This window comes from Anaerohalosphaera lusitana, from assembly GCF_002007645.1.
In the GTDB taxonomy this organism is placed as follows: domain Bacteria; phylum Planctomycetota; class Phycisphaerae; order Sedimentisphaerales; family Anaerohalosphaeraceae; genus Anaerohalosphaera; species Anaerohalosphaera lusitana.
This window is the reverse complement of the sequence record NZ_CP019791.1, coordinates 3129733-3146417: the sequence shown is the minus strand read 5'-3', so window position 1 is coordinate 3146417 and position 16685 is coordinate 3129733. Positions and strand designations below refer to the sequence as shown.

At 49.1% G+C, this 16685-nt stretch carries 11 protein-coding genes; 4 read left to right on the top strand and 7 right to left on the bottom strand.

What is annotated here, in order from left to right; translation table 11 throughout:
• Positions 1-94: 94 nt before the first annotated feature.
• The 4 genes from STSP2_RS12640 to STSP2_RS12625 all read right to left on the bottom strand — a co-directional run bounded on the left by STSP2_RS12640 (position 95) and on the right by STSP2_RS12625 (position 6004).
• Positions 95-1324 (bottom strand): glycosyltransferase family 4 protein, encoded by a 1230-nt coding sequence (locus tag STSP2_RS12640; RefSeq protein WP_169853200.1) that lies wholly within the window; start codon positions 1322-1324, stop codon positions 95-97.
• Positions 1325-1566: 242 nt separating this feature from the next.
• Entirely contained in the window at positions 1567-2271 is a 705-nt protein-coding gene (locus STSP2_RS12635; RefSeq protein WP_146663121.1) for a response regulator, read from the bottom strand.
• 27 nt (positions 2272-2298) lie between these two features.
• Positions 2299-4374: a PAS domain-containing sensor histidine kinase gene (locus STSP2_RS12630; RefSeq protein ID WP_169853199.1), complete on the bottom strand. Its 2076-nt coding sequence runs from the start codon at positions 4372-4374 to the stop codon at positions 2299-2301.
• Entirely contained in the window at positions 4328-6004 is a 1677-nt protein-coding gene (locus STSP2_RS12625; protein WP_146663119.1) for a hybrid sensor histidine kinase/response regulator, read from the bottom strand. Before STSP2_RS12625 ends, STSP2_RS12630 begins: the two co-directional genes overlap by 47 nt.
• Before the next feature lie 298 nt (positions 6005-6302).
• On the opposite strand from STSP2_RS12625, the gene STSP2_RS12620 reads away from it, so the two are divergent.
• From STSP2_RS12620 to rfbD, 3 genes are read left to right on the top strand one after another with little or no spacing between them, the layout of a single operon-like run.
• Positions 6303-7028, top strand: coding sequence for a sugar phosphate nucleotidyltransferase (locus tag STSP2_RS12620; protein WP_146663118.1), 726 nt, complete (start codon positions 6303-6305; stop codon positions 7026-7028).
• The gene (locus STSP2_RS12615; RefSeq protein WP_205847896.1) at positions 7025-7546 is read left to right on the top strand and encodes a polysaccharide biosynthesis C-terminal domain-containing protein; all 522 of its coding nucleotides are present in this window, start codon (positions 7025-7027) and stop codon (positions 7544-7546) included. The genes STSP2_RS12620 and STSP2_RS12615 overlap by 4 nt, the downstream gene beginning before the upstream one ends.
• Positions 7539-8390, top strand: a complete 852-nt coding sequence (gene rfbD / locus STSP2_RS12610; RefSeq protein ID WP_169853198.1) for a dTDP-4-dehydrorhamnose reductase — start codon at positions 7539-7541, stop codon at positions 8388-8390. Before STSP2_RS12615 ends, rfbD begins: the two co-directional genes overlap by 8 nt.
• 5 nt (positions 8391-8395) lie before the next feature.
• On the opposite strand, the gene STSP2_RS12605 is transcribed toward rfbD, so the two are convergent.
• The 3 genes from STSP2_RS12605 to STSP2_RS12595 form a co-directional block, all read right to left on the bottom strand.
• Positions 8396-11530 carry an efflux RND transporter permease subunit gene (locus STSP2_RS12605; RefSeq protein ID WP_146663116.1) on the bottom strand — a complete coding sequence of 1045 codons (3135 nt, stop codon included), beginning with the start codon at positions 11528-11530 and terminating at the stop codon, positions 8396-8398.
• Positions 11531-11532: 2 nt separating this feature from the next.
• A complete protein-coding gene (locus tag STSP2_RS12600; protein ID WP_146663115.1) occupies positions 11533-12720 on the bottom strand; it encodes an efflux RND transporter periplasmic adaptor subunit in 1188 nt (395 codons plus the stop codon).
• 134 nt (positions 12721-12854) lie between these two features.
• A complete protein-coding gene (locus STSP2_RS12595; protein ID WP_146663114.1) occupies positions 12855-14855 on the bottom strand; it encodes an NPCBM/NEW2 domain-containing protein in 2001 nt (666 codons plus the stop codon).
• A gap of 201 nt (positions 14856-15056) precedes the next feature.
• On the opposite strand from STSP2_RS12595, the gene STSP2_RS12590 reads away from it, so the two are divergent.
• Complete coding sequence (locus tag STSP2_RS12590) at positions 15057-16628, top strand: sulfatase family protein (RefSeq protein WP_146663113.1); 1572 nt, start codon at positions 15057-15059, stop codon at positions 16626-16628.
• The last annotated feature ends 57 nt before the right edge of the window (positions 16629-16685 follow it).

Here is a 16685-nt window from a genome sequence, read left to right as displayed (position 1 = left end):
CGGTCTCTCAGTTCGAAACAATATCTATTTTATTAAATTCAAAGCAATATGTACACCTATAATATTATTTAGTTTGGAAAACTGTTTTCTTTTCTTATGGTCCCTTGTTTCGAGCGTTATGGGGCAAAAAAGGCAACCTGGTTTCGTCCGTCGTAACAATATTGTATGATTCGGTTCTGTTTTCAAGGCATGACAAAAACAGATCCCAGTAGGCCCGGCTCACTTTCGACCATCGCATCTCCCTTCCGTAAGCATAGGCACGCCTTCTCATGTCCCACAACTTGCCAGGATGGGTGATAATATCGATTACTGTATCTGCAAGTTCTTCACTGTTGCCGAAATCTACCAGTTTTCCTCTGCCATCGGCCAACAATTCCTGCGCTGCGTAAAAGGGCGTAGACACCACGGCTTTGCCAAAACCTATCGCAAAGGCCAGTGTTCCGCTGGAAACCTGCTCAGGATGCAGATAGGGGCTGACATATACGTCTGTAGCACCCAAAAAGGTTAGGAGTTCACGGTCACTTACGAATCGATTATAAAAGGCTACATGGCCTGCAACTCCGAGCTGTTTTGCTTTCTTCGCCAGATCGGTTTGGAGGGTGTAACCTTCTCTTCGCACTATTTCCGGGTGTACGGTGCCTAAAACCATGTAAAGTACCGATGGATCGGTCTTGATGATGGTGGTAAGTGCTTTCAGCATTATTTCTATGCCTTTGTTAGGGCTTAGAAGGCCGAATGTCGTGATTATACGCCTGTCACCGAGATTTAATTCACGCTTCCATGATGTGCTTTCGGAAAATGGGAAATCAGGTATGCCATGAGGGATATGTATTATTTTTCGAGCCGGTACCCGGTACAGTTCTTTGAGCAAAGTTGCCCCCCTGTAACTCATCACCACAACCTTATCGGATCGGCCGCATATCTCCTTGAGAAGCTCGAACTGCTTTACGTCGGGCTTGTCCAATATGGTATGCAGGGTAGTGATGACCGGTTTTTTTACACGTTCGAGGAATATCGAAAGATGGCTGCCTGCCTCGCCGCCAAAGAGGCCGTACTCGTGCTGTATGCATACCATGTCAACATCACTCATGTTTACGTAATCGGCGGCGTATACATAATGATACTCCGCATTCTTTCTCAGGCGGAGTGTTACGGGCTTATCGTATTGGAACTCACCATCGCTCTCAAGGGCTATCACTTCAGGAAAAAAACGTTCACCCTGAAGCATCTTTGTGCTTGATATGAGATCGCTGGTAAAGGAGGCTATCCCGCATTTACGCGGCTTGAATGACGATACAAAGACAATTTTCAGCGATGGGCCCATCACAAAGCAAAGCTCCTTTTTAGACTTTTGCCTCAACATTATAGCATGAGGAGCTCAGCAGTAAATCGGGATATCCGTCTCAATGTCCCTCCGGTCAGACCCTTAACAGTTATCACAGACAATGCGACTTTGGTTTAGCATTTGCATAAGAAGGTCAGTCGAAGGTGCAGTTGTCTATGATTATCACAGAGTGTACTGCTTGAATTGTCTCCCCCATTGGTATTAACGCTTTACCCCCGGGCTCAGGTCCGCGTTTCAGGCGGTTGCGACATCACTTCGCTGTTTACCCACTGTATGGCATACTGCAAAAGTTCGGCAGCATCACCTAAGCTAAGCTTTTCCTTGATGTGTGCTCTGTAGGTTTCGATCGTTTTTATGCTCAGATGGAGCCTTTCAGCAATGTGCCTTGTTCCAAGGCCCTGGCCTGTTAGTCTAAATACCTCCAGTTCCCGATCGCTGAGACGGTCAATCGGGGATGATTCCACTTTCATTTTACCGCCGACTAGCTTGCGTACCATTCTGGCAGCCATATTGTCACTGAGATGTAATTCGCCGTCCATGACCTTGCGAATTGCGCCAACCAATACGTCTGTGGCTTCCTGTTTCATAACGTACCCGTTCGCTCCTGCCCGCAGCGCACGCTCAGCGTAAAGTGACTCGTCATGCATTGAAAGTGTGAGTATAGGCATGTGAGGTCTCTGTGCACGTATGTCCTTGATCAGTTCCATCCCGCTGGTTTCACGCAGGGAAATGTCAACTATGACCATGTCAAGAGTCTCATTTCGGATGAAAGACATTGCTTCATAGGATTCTTCAGCGTGGCCGCAGACAACCATGTCGTCTTCGTGGTTGATCAGTTCACTTAATCCTTGCCTGACTATGGGGTGGTCATCTACCAGCAGAATGCGGGCCTTTTTTACATCTGTCGCTTTTACATGCTGATTCATAATAACCTCTTTCGTATAACTTATTACCTAATTATTTTCCCGAAATTTACAGCTTAAATGAGCGCCTCCAGCCGGTCTCGGTCCGATCGTGACAGAACCATGTATCAACTGTGCTCGGTAATCCATTATCTTCAATCCCATACCGTTTTGTGAGACAGGTGCTTCTGGGAAATCTTCGCCATCATTCTGGATTATCAAAACCATGTCTTTGTCTCTTTTATTTATTTCAACCCAAACGGATTTTGCCTTCCCATGTCTTATAGCGTTCAGAATGGCTTCCTCGGTTATTCTGTACAAATGCATTGCTGTATCATCACTAAAAGTACTAAACCTCACAGCGCTGTCGCATATCAGCCTGCACTCGATTCCGAACAGGCTTTCACTCATTGCCATAAGCTGTTCGAGTGCCGGCAGGAAACCGCTTACTTTCAGATCTATTGGATGGATCATTTTGGCAAGGTCGCGTGTCTCATCAATAGTGTCATTTATTAGCCTTGACACGTCCTCCATATCCTTTGCTTCGGTCAGATCGCGAGATTCAAGTCGTGCCTGTGTTGCCTTTACCATGAATGCTATACCTGTTAATTGCTGCCCAATGCTGTCATGCAGTTCATAACCTATGCGTCTTCTCTCGCGTTCACTTATCCTTAGAAGTTCTTCTTCGAGTTCGAGCCTGTTTTTTTCCTCCTTCTTTTTGTCGGTCACGTCAAGCATTACCCCATTCCACAATGTGCGATTGTGCTCATCTGTGCTGCCCGGATTTGCGGTTGCTCGAACCCATCGTTCCGATCCGGGAGCGCACTTTATTCGATACTCAGCCGACCAGGTCCTTTCAAGACTTGCTGCTTGGATCAATGAGGCGACTACATCATCAACATCATCCTCGTGTATGAGTTCGAAGAAAAGCCCGCATTCCTTTTGATCTATACCGTATTCACAGCAGAGTTCGGGAATGTTACCTTCGATAAAAGTTTCAGAGCAGGACCCATCTCCCGTCATTTTGAATTGAAATACAATTCCGGGAATGCTTTGGGTAAGCAGGGAGTATCGCTGTTTACTCTCTCTAAGAAATTCTTCTACTTTTTTTCTTTCTTCTATTTCGTCCAGAAGTTGTGAATGGGTCTGAGAAAGATTTCTGTTTATGTGTCTGATAAACCCGAAGAGGATCATCAAGATAAACAGACCTGCTGTAGTTATTAGAATCGCAAATATGCCTAGAACATGGTCGAAAACAGCTACTGAGTGTGTTATATCCTTCAAAATCGCCAGTTCACCTGTTCGTGTCCCCAGTGCATCATAGATTGGGAAAACTCCGGGGATCAGGGATCTGCTCCTGAACACGAGCCGTTTTTCTGTGGCAGAGTCATTGGTTTCGTTCCAAACCTGGTCCGCCAACGCATTCAGCAGCTCTTTATCACTGCTGAGAATTCTTTGCGGTTGCTCCCTGTCTTCGGAATCTCTGCGGGAGTTTCTGATCGCGAATTCTATGTCATGCTTTCGTGCCACACTTGACATTACATTTGCCAGTTGCTGCTGTCCTACTGCAAAACCTTGTAGCTGATTGTCAATGGTGATAGGAATAATGACCAGAAGTTGGTGATAACCACTACTGCTACTGCTAAGTGCGACCTGAGTTGTGGGTGAAGTTATTTGTTGAGGGTCTGCAAGCGGTAGTGGACGAATTCCTTTTCTTTTATTTGATGCTTTGACCGTGCCCGATGAATCATATATTGACAAAAAAGCAGTTTGGTGGTTTTTTCTGTCAGGCCAGTTAAATGGTTCAACTGCGACCTTGAGCAGTTCATGGTCCTGTTGGCTGAGACCACTTACGACGTCCGAATGGCTGGCTAGACACGAAAGTACGGCAGAAAGCTCGGGCAATACATTCTCACATCCCTTACCTTTTACCAGGCCCCCGATAGTCCGAATCTCCATTACTGCTTCCGTTTCGATATGGCGAAGACCCAGTTTTTCTGCGGAAACAACTGAAATATACAGTATCACAAGAATCGACAAACCGACAGCTAAAAGCAATGTCGGCCTGATGCGATTTCCTTTACTGCTCGCAGTCCTCACTCCGAGTAAACTCAACCTCGGTGGCATTATTTTTCCTCCACTCCTGCGGCAACTTAAAAGCGCATGTGACAATGGCTCCTCCGCCACGTCGCTGACAAATCTCCAGCTTGCCGTCTATCATTTCAGCACGATGTTTCATTAAACGCAAGCCCATTCCTTTGGATTTTTCCGTATTTATAGAAAATGGTGCTCCATCATTTACGATACGCAGATTACCGTTTTCTCCGTTGCAATCTAGTGTTACGTCAATATTGTCCGCATGCCCGTGCCTGATTGCATTTGTTATGGCTTCCTGGGCGATCCGGTAAAGATTCATTGCCGCTGCCGTGTCGCAAATCTCGATCTCGACATCGCCGCTGAACGAACATTCAACTCTGAAAAGACTGGCTGTATTAGCGGCAAGGTTCCGCATCGCTTCGCACAGACCCGAATTACCTATGTCGATGGGGTGCAGGCCTTTTGCTATTGCCCGGGTTTTTTCAATGCTGTGTTTGATCATCTCGGAAATTGCGTCGGCGTTTTCCGATTCTGCGATCCCTTTCTCTTTCAGTTTATTAGCCAGAACTTTACTCATTATGGCAATGCCGGTGAGCTGCTGTCCCAGGCTGTCATGCAGCTCCTGACCCGTCCATTCACGTTCGCGCTCACTGATGCTCAAAACTTCCTTTTCGAGCATTTTTCGCTCAGCCATTTCCTTGCAAAGCTGTTCATTCGTTACGCTTAGTTCACGTGTGCGTTCCTGCACCCTTTGCTCCAGTTCTGCATTTATCTTTTGTATCTCCTGCTCAGCAAGTTTTCTTTCGGAGATATCAGTATGGGTGCCGACAATGCGCGTTGGCTTGCCGTCTGAGTCACGTTCTACGACCTTTCCGCGACTGAGTACCCACTTATATTCGCCGGTTTTGGTTCGTATTCTGAATTCTGCTGAGTATTTGTCGCATTTGCCGGACAAATGATCGTTCATCGCGCGCATGACATCAGCTCGGTCATCCGGATGAACCAGGCTGTGCCAGAATCGTGTGTGGGGTACGATTTCTTCCGGCTTGTACCCAAGCATGCTCGCCCAGTTACTGCCGTAGTAGACCTGGTCCAATACCAGGTCCCGGTCCCAGACACCGCCGGAAGTCGCGTCGAGGACCATTCTCAGGTGGCTTTCACGCTTCATGACGGCTTCAGCGGATTTTCTGCGGGTCTCGCGGGCACGCCAGCTCGTGACAGCGTTTTTTGTTATGTGAGGCAGTGCTTCAAACGCGTCATTGGACTTTACGACATAATCCATCGCTCCTGCTTTCAGGGCGTCTACCGCAATGTCCTCGCCTCCGTAACTTGTCATAACCACAATTGGTACTTTGCATGTGATATCTGCGTCTTTTAGAAGATCGACGCCTCGTCCGTCCGGCAGCATAAGGTCGGTTACAAGTACATCGAACAAGTGCTGGGCAATGAGCTTTTTGGCATCTTCTAAACACCTGCTCGTGACGAGTTCAAAACTTTGCGGTGAATTCTTGAACGCCCGTCTTATCAGGTAGACATGTGGAGTCTCGTCTTCAATAAGTAAGACTCGAAGTTTGTTTTTTTGGCTTTCCGAATTGCGCGAGTCTTTAGCTGCTGCTGTGGGGTCATTTTCTGGCCGTGTTGAACGCAACGGCTCAGTCACCGAAATGCGTCCCCTCTTTTTGGCCTCCGATGGCAACAATCTGTTTGGCAATTTTAGGCCTTCCAGCTTCAAGATTGCTCGAAAAATCCGTTAATTCTGTTCGCTTCCCTGCTGAAAGTGTCACCCGCATATTCTATTTAATCGTGAAATTCCGTAATTACAACATATCTTTGAGTAGTTTTGCTGAAAAATAAGCAAAAAAAGAAGGCCTATAAGTTTCATAACTGCTTATAGTTGACGTGAAGTTGGACTCGGGGTAGAATCCCCTTAATAAGCTATTTTTGAAAGGAGAGCACCTGTGGAACTTAAGGGCGTGATTTTGGCTGGAGGACTTGGGACGCGTTTGCACCCGCTTACAAAGGTAACCAACAAGCATCTTTTGCCGGTTGGCCGCAAACCCATGATATATTACCCGATAGAAAAACTCACAGCAGCGGGTGTGACGGAAATCCTTGTGGTTACAGGACTTGAGCATATGGGAGATGTTGTCAACCTGCTGGGCTCAGGTCGTGAGTTCAATTGCAAGTTTACCTATAAGGTACAGGACGAAGCAGGCGGGATTGCTCAGGCTCTCGGTCTCGCTGAGAATTTCGCGGCAGGCAGCTCGGTTGCCGTGATACTGGGGGATAATATCTTTCAGGCTGATCTCAAACCCTATGCAGACGCTTTCAGGAAGCAGAGTGAGGGCGCAAAACTTCTGCTCAAGGAAGTGGCCGACCCAGAACGTTTTGGTGTAGCACAGGTCGATGGGGACCGCATCGTAGGTATTGAAGAAAAGCCCGCTCAGCCAAAATCAAACCTGATAGTCACAGGAGTTTATTTTTACGACCATCGTGTGTACGAATACATCAAAACGCTCAAGCCATCCGGCAGAGGTGAATTTGAAATAACGGATGTGAACAACATCTATATTCAAAAAGAGCAACTGAAATTCGAGCAGCTCTCGGGCTGGTGGAGTGATGCAGGTACTTTCAGGTCGCTCAACAAGGTTAACGAATTAGTTGCAAAGGAGCCGCCCCAATGAGCAATCTACCACTAAGGGCTGTCAAAGTTGATGAGGGGCTGATACTCCGTAGTTCCGGCGATGTGATCGACGGCGTTGAAATCCGTAGAGCCAAAGTTATACCGGATGAGCGCGGCCGCCTGGGCGAGATCATGAGGGCGGATGACCCCTGGTTCGAGAAATTCGGTCAGGTTTATTTTACCACAACATATCCGGGGATTGTAAAAGCGTGGCACTTTCATAAGAAACAGACCGATCACTTCTATGTTCCAAAGGGGCTTATCAAGGTCGCTCTGTATGACGAACGCAAGGAGTCATCGACTTACGGTACGGTAAATCAGATATATCTCGGAGAGCACTGTCCCGGTCTCGTGCGGATACCACCCGGAATTCAGCACGGATGGATGTGTGTCGGAAATGAAGAAGCGTACATTATCAATATAGTTTCCGAGATGTACGACTACAACAGTCCTGACGAATACAGAACCGGCCCGCATGATAACCACATACCGTATGATTGGGAACGTAAGGATGGCTGATAAAGATGTTATAGTTTTAGGTGCTTGCGGTATGCTGGGCCGCGATCTGATGGAAGAGCTGCGAAAGTGCGGTTATGACGCACGGGGCTTTGATCTGCCCGAGCTGGATATTTGCGACGAGGACGCCTTGAAGCGGGTTATACAACCTGAATCACTGATAATAAACTGCGCAGCTTATACAAATGTCGAGAAGGCCGAAAGTGAGCCCGAACTGGCTTACAAAGTAAATGCAGAAGCAGTGGCCCGGCTGGGCAAGATTGCTGCAGATATGAAAAGCAGGGTTATCCATATAAGTACCGATTTTGTCTTCAACGGCAAATCGGAAACGCCCTATACCGAAGACGATGAACCTGACCCTGTAAATGTGTACGGGGCAAGCAAGCTCGAAGGCGAAAAACTGCTGAAACAGAGCGGCTGTGAGCATCTGATCATGCGGGTGCAGTGGACGTATGGCCGGCATGGAAGCAATTTTATCACGAAGCTGCTCGAATTAGCGAAAACAAGGGACAGGCTCAAGGTTGTCGATGATCAGAAGGGCTCGCCTACGTCTACAATAGAGGCCGTAAAGACGATTTGCAAGCTTATCACTCTTGACAGATTTCCCAAGGGCATTTTCCATTTTGCAGCGTTAGGATACGCATCTCGCTTTGAAGTTGCCAGATTCATATTTGTCCATGCGGGCTCAAATGTCGAGATCGAACCGTGCGATAGTTCCGAGTTTCCAACAGCGGCACAGAGGCCCCTTAACAGTTGCTTCGATTGTGGAAAATTAACGGCTCTAGTGGGTGAACCAGCCAGATCCTGGCAGGAACCCCTGGCTGAGTTTATTGACAGTATTGTCTGAACATCTTAATCGGCAGTGCGTTGCCCGCTAGGGTCAAAATGATACGTATACCCCTTGAAATTGATACGATAGAGAACGGCATATATGACCGGCACAACGCCGAGTGTCAGCACAGTCGCAAAGATCAGGCCGAAGATGAGCGTCACCGCCATAGGTTCGAACATTATGCCGCCTCCCAGCCAGAGCGGCAGTAAACCGCATACGGTCGTTACGGAGGTCAGCAGGATCGGTCGCATTCTCCGCTGGGCGGCCTCAACTATAGCTCTGTGTACCTCAAAACCGTAATACTCACGCTCAAGATCGATCCTTTCCAGAAGCACGATCGCATCGTTAACCACTATTCCGGTAAGCGCCACGATCCCGAGCAGTGTCATAAAGCCGAAATATGATTGCGTAACCACCAGCCCGAAGACAACGCCTATTATTCCAAGTGGTACCGTCAGTAGAATGATCAATGTTTTGCGTAGCGAGTTGAACTGCGCGACCAGCAGCAGAAAGATGACCAGGCCGGCGATTGGAAGTTTTTCCAGAATGGATGCGTTTGACTCGCCCGACTTTTCGAGTTCACCGCCGAGTTCATAGTTATAACCCAAAGGCCAGTCTTCTGCCTCATCACTGAGCCATTCGTCCAGCCGATTCGCAGTTTCGATCGCAGTAACATCGCCTGCGACGTCGGCAAAAAGAGTTACAGTTTTTCTGCCGTTTCGCCTGTATATCTTGGGCCAATCCCATTGAAGTTCCAGATCCGCCACCTGCTCCAGCGGCACGGATCGACCTGTCTGCTGAACGTAGATGTTGTGCGTTTCGAGTTTGCCAATATCATCCCTTTCCGCGGTGACCGTTCTGATCACCACGGGTATTACATCCTCAGTTTCACGGTACTGTGTGGATTCGAGGCCGCTGAGGACCGTCTGCAGCGATACTGCCACGTCCCGGCTGGTGAGCCCGGCGCGACGAGCTCTGGTTTGACTTACCCGAACGAATATCTTTTTCACCCGTCGGCCCCAGTCGTCGCGCACATTTCTGATGTTGCTGTTTTCGTCCATGTATTTGCGCACAAGTTCAACATTTTCAAAAAGCCGTTCATTGTCTTCGCCGGAAATTCGAACCTCTATTGGTGAGACGATCGGCGGACCCAACTGCAGCGGTCTGATCTTGGTTATCATGCCTGGATATCGCTCTGTGAAATCCTGTAGTGCCGGTATACATTTCTCTGTTATCACTTCCACCGAGGTAGTATTGACAAGCATCATGGCATACTCCGGGGCGGCCTGAACCGGACTGAAGGGCAGTTCGAATCTTGGGGGACCCTGACCGATGAAAGTGGCCCAGTTCATAATGCCCTCGGCCCTGTCGCCATCTGCTTTCAGTTCGCGCTGCATGAAAGCTTCTATTTCCCTGACGATCTTGTCTGTTCTTTCTATTGGAGTTGCGTAAGGCAGTTCGAACTCTGCAGTGAACGTGGTTTTATCACTTGGCGGGAAAAATTCTTCCGGGACAAATCCAAATGATATTATTGAAGCTATGAATATCAGAGCAGTGATCGAAAGACTCAGGATCGGATGCTTCAGCATCGAGATCAACAGTGAGCGGTATCTCTGCATCACCCTTGTGTTGAAGCTTTCCGCTTTGATCTCTTTTTTTACCCTCATGAACCAGACGCTCAGCAGCGGCGTCATTGTCATTGACAGCACCCATGAGGCCAGAAGCGTAATCGTAACCACCTTGAACAGGGGCGCGGTGTATTCTCCCACCTCCGATTCCGCCAGAAAGATCGGTAAGAATGCAGCCGATGTCGTCAGTGCGGACGTCATCAGAGGCAGCTTGTGCTCATCTGCGGCCAGTATTGCTGCCTGCACAGGATCCTTGCCTTCGTTGCGGAGCACCATTGTAGACTCGCAAACTACTATAGCAGCGTCCACCAGCATACCAAGTGCAATTATCATCGCCGCCAGTGATATCTGATCGATCCAGATGCCCAGAACTGACATGATGAGAAAGCTGGACAGTATCGTCATTGGTATGAGTGCCCCCACGACAAACCCGGTCCTGACACCCATTGTCAAAAGCATGACAATGACAACTATGGTGATTGCCTGGATCAGGTTCAGGCTGAAAGTCCTTACCCGTCTGCTTACGTGGAACGGCTGGAATATTATTATGTCGAAATCGATGCCCACGGGGTAATAACGCTCAAGCCTGCGGATCAGCTCTTTCACCTGTTCGCCCAACTCGATTATATTGCCTCCTTCACGAAGATTTATGCCAAGTGACAGGCCCGGTATTCCGTTTGCACGAACCTTGGTTTCCGGAGGGTCCATATATCCCCTGTTTATCTCCGCTATATCCTGCAAATAAACCAGTTCCGATCTCTCCGGCAGTCGAATTACTGTCTGCCTGAGGTCTTCAAGCGATTCGAAATTACCGCTTGGCTCCAATACGATCCGTTCATCTCCTGTAGTGATACTGCCGCCCGGAATGACAATGTTGCGATTGTCCAGAATCTGCTTGAGCTGATAGGGCGATATGCCAAGTTCAGCAAGTTTTGCATTGCTGTATTCTATGAATATTCTTTCCTCCTGAATGCCCTGTATTTCTACTCTCGCGACCTCTTCAATGAGAAGGAGTTCATCCCTCGTATCTCTTGCAATGTCTTCAAGCCGTGAATAATCGTAAGCCCCGCCGGACGGGCCTGTTTCGCCGGTAACAGTCACGATTATCCCGAAGACATCCCCGAAATCGTCATTGACAAAAGGGCCGATGACATCCTGAGGAAGTTCGTTTTTCGCATCAGCTACACGTCTTCTCAGATCGTCCCAGATGGGACGCAGCTCTGTGTAGCGTTCCGAAATATCGATTTTGATTATCGCGGCCCCCATCTTTGACTGACTTCGTATGGTCTCTACCTCCGGCATCTGACGGATCGAATTCTCCAGGGGATCGGCTACGAGCTGATCGATCCGTTCGGCGGTAGCGCCGGGAAACATGCATGTCACCAGAGCGGTCCTTACGATGAAGCCGGGGTCCTCGCTTCGCGGCATTGTAAGATATGCAGCCACTCCGCCGATCGCAACCAACACGAGAAGCGTTATCATGATACGGTTTTTCTCGATGGCCCAACGCGTAACATTTGAAGGCATTGCTACTTCTCCCTGAGCATCCTGACCTTTTCCCCGTCTGAAATACGCGTGACTCCATGGGTTATGATCCGCTCACCTCTTTCCAACCCAGAAAGCACTTCCAGTCCTTCCTCTGTCAATCTGCCTGTGATTACTTTTCGACGAGTCGCTATGGCATAGCCGTTGTTTTTTTCTTCGAGCACATACACAAATTTACCGTTTATATCCTCGCCAACTGCAATGGCGGGGACGAGAAATGCCGTTCGCTTACCCGCAAAATAGAGTGTGACATCAGCAGCCATGCCCAGTCTCACTTTTGTATCAGACTTTTTCAAGGTCACGGCAACCGGAAACGTCGTCGCGGTCCGGCCGACTGTCACACCAACCTCTGTAACTTCTCCTTCGTACTCGCGTTCAGGCCAGGCTTCAAACTCTACTGCTGCCTGCTGCCCTTTTTTAACTGATCCGATGAGATCTTCCGGTATGCCTATTTGTACTTCCATTTTTTCGCCCGAGACAAGGGTCATGACGGGCTGCCCGGAAGAGATATTCTCATTTTCTTCTGCGTGAATGCGTGTTACCCATCCCTCCCGATTGGCTTTCATGGTTGTATACTCAAACCTTCTCTCAGCCAGTCTCAGTGCCGTCTGGGCGACGTCGACGTTTGCCTGGGCTGATTCAGCTTCAGCCCTCGCAACGTCCAGTTCGTTAAGGGATATATTGTTTTGTTCGTACAGTCGCTTCGCTCGCGTGTAGTTCGCCTGAGCGTTACGGGCCTGTGCCTTAGCTTTGGCTAAAGCAGCCTCTGCTTCCTTGATCTTGAGTCTGAAATCTTCTTTTTCAAGTTCGGCAAGTATCTGTCCGCTCGAAACGGGATCACCCTCATCGACAGCAATCCTCTCAATGGTTCCGCCCACTCTGAAACTCAATTCGGATCTGACTGAGGCCTGCGACACACCTGAGAAAGTTCTCGTGAAACCTGAAGTTCTCGCCTCGACTCGGGCCCACTGGACGGGCCTGACAATTTCTTCGGGCTCTTGATGATTGCAGCCTGCTGAGAGGCAGAGGAGTATCAGCGATGACGCAATTAACATGCAGTTGGCAGTCTGCGTCTTTTTCAGCATTACCTTAACGATTGGTTTATAATGCCTGTGGACAAGCACTTCAGTATTACCCCCATCTGTTTGTCTGCCTGAAAGCTGTTCTGTCATTATGTGGTCCAATGTCCTGTCTTGCAATATACAAAATCGCAATTTGTGGCAAACCTCGGGCCTTTCGCGCAAAGAAAAAGCCCGACAGATGACTCTGCCAGGCTGATATAGATTTTGTTAAAGGAAATAATGAGTTATTTGGCGGGCCATATTCTTACCATGTAAACACCGTGGGCAGGTACTTCCTTGGCCATAAAGCTGCCTGAGTAAGTGCCGACATCCTTCTGACGCCAGAGGTCTCGGAATTTCCATTTGCCGCTGATGCCCAGTGTATCCCAATCGATCTTTATGTCCTTTGCGAGCAGGCCGTGACGGTTGAAAAAGCCCAGAGCCTTTGAGCCGTCTTCCATGTCCTTTGCCCAGACTTCCAGAGAGCCATTCTGCATGACCCGGCTGGCCTGATCACCCAGCGGATCCTGATTGACTCCCAGAACCTCGTCATTTGTTAGCAGGTTCATTGTGAATTCGTCGATCTGCTCGATCGGACAACCTATCAGCAGGGGAGCACTCAAAAGTGACCAGAGGCTGATGTGAGTGTACTGCTCGTCAGGCGACAGATTGCTGTCATGCAGATTCGGACCCCAGCCCACCTTGCCGACTACGAGCATGTCCGGATCGTTCCAGTGGCCGGGCTTCGCATAGGGGCTGCATTTATTCTGAGCAAAGCCTATGCCTGCCATGCTGCTCCAGGAATCATAAATGTCGCCCGTAGTACGCCAGAGGTTGCCGCCTACCTCTTCGCCCCATTCCCAGACGTCGCCCCATCCGTACTGACAGATGCTGTAAACGATGTCTCTGTCGACCTCGTCCAGTGCTTCACGCATCAGTTCGTATGGCTTCTTTAGGTTTTCAAGTGAGTCCGGCTTGACGACGGACGAATAACCGCACCAGTCGTACTTGAGATAGTCAAAGCCCCATTCAGCAAATTGGGCTGCGTCCTGAAACTCGTGCTCCCAGCTTCCCTCAAAGCCCTGACATGTGGTTGGGCCCGGAGAGATGTATGTACCTGCCTTGAGGCCCAGAGCGTGAATGTGATCCGTCAAGCCTTTCATGTCCGGGAACTTCGCATTCGGCAGCAGGTTGCCTTGATCGTCACGAGGCTTACCTGCGATCATCGGGTTGTTTGCTCCTTCTTTGCGCATCCAGCAATCGTCGATATTGATGTACGACCAGCCGTGATTGATCAGTCCGCTCTCGACCATTGCCTTTGCGGTAGCTCGGACTTTTTCCGCGTCGACCGCACAGCCCCAGCAGTTCCAACTGTTCCAGCCCATCGGCGGAGTGAGAGCGATCGTGTCCCCGCATACCAGCCGAAACTTTCTTGTGTCGGTGCCGAGTTTGTTGCTGGCCTTTAGAGTCAGCTCGTATTGTCCTTTCTTGTCCAGCTCACCTCGCATCTGGCCTGTGTCAGGGTCGAGTGAAACACCGTCAGGCAGCTCGTATGCTTTGAATTTAATGGGCCTGTCGCCTGTCGCGGTAACCGTAAACAGTATTGGTGAGCCGGGGCGGACTCCGAAAACTTTCGGGCCTGTGATGCGGGGCTCAGGTCCTGGTTCAGGCGTCAGAATATAAGGTTCTGGTTTTGGCATCTCAATAGTCTTTGGGGTACTCCCGGAGTATTCAATCTTGGCCATGGCCCAGTCGGCATGATCATAATCTATACCGTTTCCGCCGTCGGTCACCATCAATGCAAGCCTTTTCACGCCGTCCAAATCTATCTCTACGTCTTTCGCGCCGTCGGTAGGTCCCATCGGGCCGCTTTCCCAGACTATCTTGTCATCCGTCATTACCTGAAATTCGACTTTTGCAACTGCATATTTTACTTCATCGTCAATGCCAACCTTTGCCGAAAAGCTCTGGGCATTACCATCAAGATCGATCAGCATAATGCTGTCTGCATGTGTGCCGATGCCTCTTTCGAAGCTCTGGCCTCCGATGCTGAGCGGATTGCCGTCAATCGATTTATTCGCCTTGCTTTCGCCCCAGCCTTCCTGGATCTTGCCGATGTCCAGTTCGTCCAGCCAGATTGTTTTAGTTTGCTCGTCAGTCGGTGCTGCTGTTGCCGTGCTGCAGACAAAAACCGATGCTATTAGAATGACTGAGCCCACAAGAATACTGAGTGTGTTTTTTGACATCTGATCGACTCCTGAAAAAGATTGAGAATTCAGTATTACCCAATCATAGATTAAGCGAAAATAGACCTGATGGCAAGGATGGGAAGTTTGCGTACTGCATAGGTGAAGCTTTGAACAGGACTGGATGTATCTATATATTGACATAAATTCCATCAATATGTATTCTGTCGGTACTAATTCATTATTTATTTGGAGTTCTATATGGATCGCAGGCAATTTCTGAAGGCCGCTGGTACAGTTGCCGCTACTATACCGTTTACCCTGGAATCCGTTTTTTCGGCTGATGAGAAAAGCAAAAAGCCTAATATTGTGTTCATTTTCTCGGACGATCATGCGGTGCAGGCCATTTCCGCGTATGGCTCAAAGATAAATAAAACGCCGAATATTGACCGAATTGCTAAAGAAGGTGCGATCCTGGATCGTTGCTACTGCTGCAATTCCATCTGTGCACCCAGCCGGGCCGCGATACTTACGGGCAAGCACAGCCATGCGAACGGCCTTATGACCAATCTCAATACCTTTGACGGCTCACAGCAGACTTTCCCCAAGCTGCTGCAAAAAGCAGGGTATCAGACGGGCCTGATCGGTAAGTGGCACCTGAAAACAGCTCCCACGGGTTTCGATCACTGGGAGATACTGCCCGGTCAGGGGAGTTATTACAATCCTGATTTCAAGACCGCTGAAGGACGCAAACGTTATACAGGTTATGTCACGGATATAGTTACCGACCTCTCGTTGGAATGGCTCGACTCCCGTGATGAGTCAAAACCTTTCATGCTGATGTGTCAGCACAAGGCTCCTCATCGGATCTGGGCGCCGGGTCCTGACCATCTGACTATGTACGATGATGTGGAAATACCTGAGCCGGACACGCTTTTCGACGATTACTCCAACCGTACCGATCTTCTCAAGAAAAACGAAATGGAGATCGGTCGTCACATGATGTACGACTATGATCTCAAGGTCACCGGCAGTAAAAAGCCTGATGCGTTGGGCCGTAAGTTTGCAAACTTCGAACGGAACAGGATGACCGAAGAGCAGCGAAAAAAATGGGACGCTGCCTACGAACCCAAAAACGAAGAATTCCGCCAGAAGGATCCAAAGGGCAAGGATCTGGTCCGCTGGAAATATCAGCGATACATCAAGGATTACCTGCGGTGTGTGGCATCGGTGGATGACAACATCGGCAGGGTGCTCGATTATCTCAAAGAAAAGGGGCTGGACAGGGATACCATCGTGATCTACAGCTCTGACCAGGGGTTCTATCTCGGTGAGCACGGCTGGTACGACAAGCGATGGATGTTCGAAGAGTCGTTCCGCATGCCCTTCGTGATAAAATGGCCCGGAGTTGCCAAACCCGGAACGCGGGTAAAAGCATTTGGCCAGAATATCGATTTCGGGCCTACTTTCCTGGACGCCGCGGGCCGGAAGGTACCTGCGGATATGCACGGTGTCTCTCTAAGGCCCATACTGGACGGTAAGCCCCCGGAGAACTGGCGAGACTCGTTGTATTATCACTATTATGAAAAGGGCGAGCACAATGTACCGCCGCACCACGGTGTCCGTACGCAGCGTTACAAGCTGATGCAGTTTTACGATGCGGGCGAATGGCAGTTCTTCGACCTGAAAAAGGATCCGCAGGAGCTTGTAAACCGCTATAATGATCCCGAATATTCCGATCAGGTCAAGACCTTGAAGAAAGAGCTGATCGCGTTGATGGAGAAATACAAAGTTAAAAAACCGCCAATAGAGTCGATAAAGGCTACTATGTAGCGTTTTGCAGTAGTAGATGTTATTTAAGAGCACGATTTCCCGATCGTGCTCTTTTTT

Excerpts from the sequence above, each read along its gene's own strand:
- STSP2_RS12640 (WP_169853200.1), bottom strand. The coding sequence starts at position 1,324 with ATGGGCCCATCGCTGAAAATTGTCTTTGTATCGTCATTCAAGCCGCGT.
- STSP2_RS12635 (WP_146663121.1), bottom strand. The coding sequence starts at position 2,271 with ATGAATCAGCATGTAAAAGCGACAGATGTAAAAAAGGCCCGCATTCTG.
- STSP2_RS12630 (WP_169853199.1), bottom strand. The coding sequence starts at position 4,374 with ATGCCACCGAGGTTGAGTTTACTCGGAGTGAGGACTGCGAGCAGTAAA.
- STSP2_RS12615 (WP_205847896.1), top strand. The coding sequence starts at position 7,025 with ATGAGCAATCTACCACTAAGGGCTGTCAAAGTTGATGAGGGGCTGATA.
- rfbD (WP_169853198.1), top strand. The coding sequence starts at position 7,539 with ATGGCTGATAAAGATGTTATAGTTTTAGGTGCTTGCGGTATGCTGGGC.
- STSP2_RS12605 (WP_146663116.1), bottom strand. The coding sequence starts at position 11,530 with ATGCCTTCAAATGTTACGCGTTGGGCCATCGAGAAAAACCGTATCATG.
- STSP2_RS12600 (WP_146663115.1), bottom strand. The coding sequence starts at position 12,720 with ATGACAGAACAGCTTTCAGGCAGACAAACAGATGGGGGTAATACTGAA.
- STSP2_RS12595 (WP_146663114.1), bottom strand. The coding sequence starts at position 14,855 with ATGTCAAAAAACACACTCAGTATTCTTGTGGGCTCAGTCATTCTAATA.
- STSP2_RS12590 (WP_146663113.1), top strand. The coding sequence starts at position 15,057 with ATGGATCGCAGGCAATTTCTGAAGGCCGCTGGTACAGTTGCCGCTACT.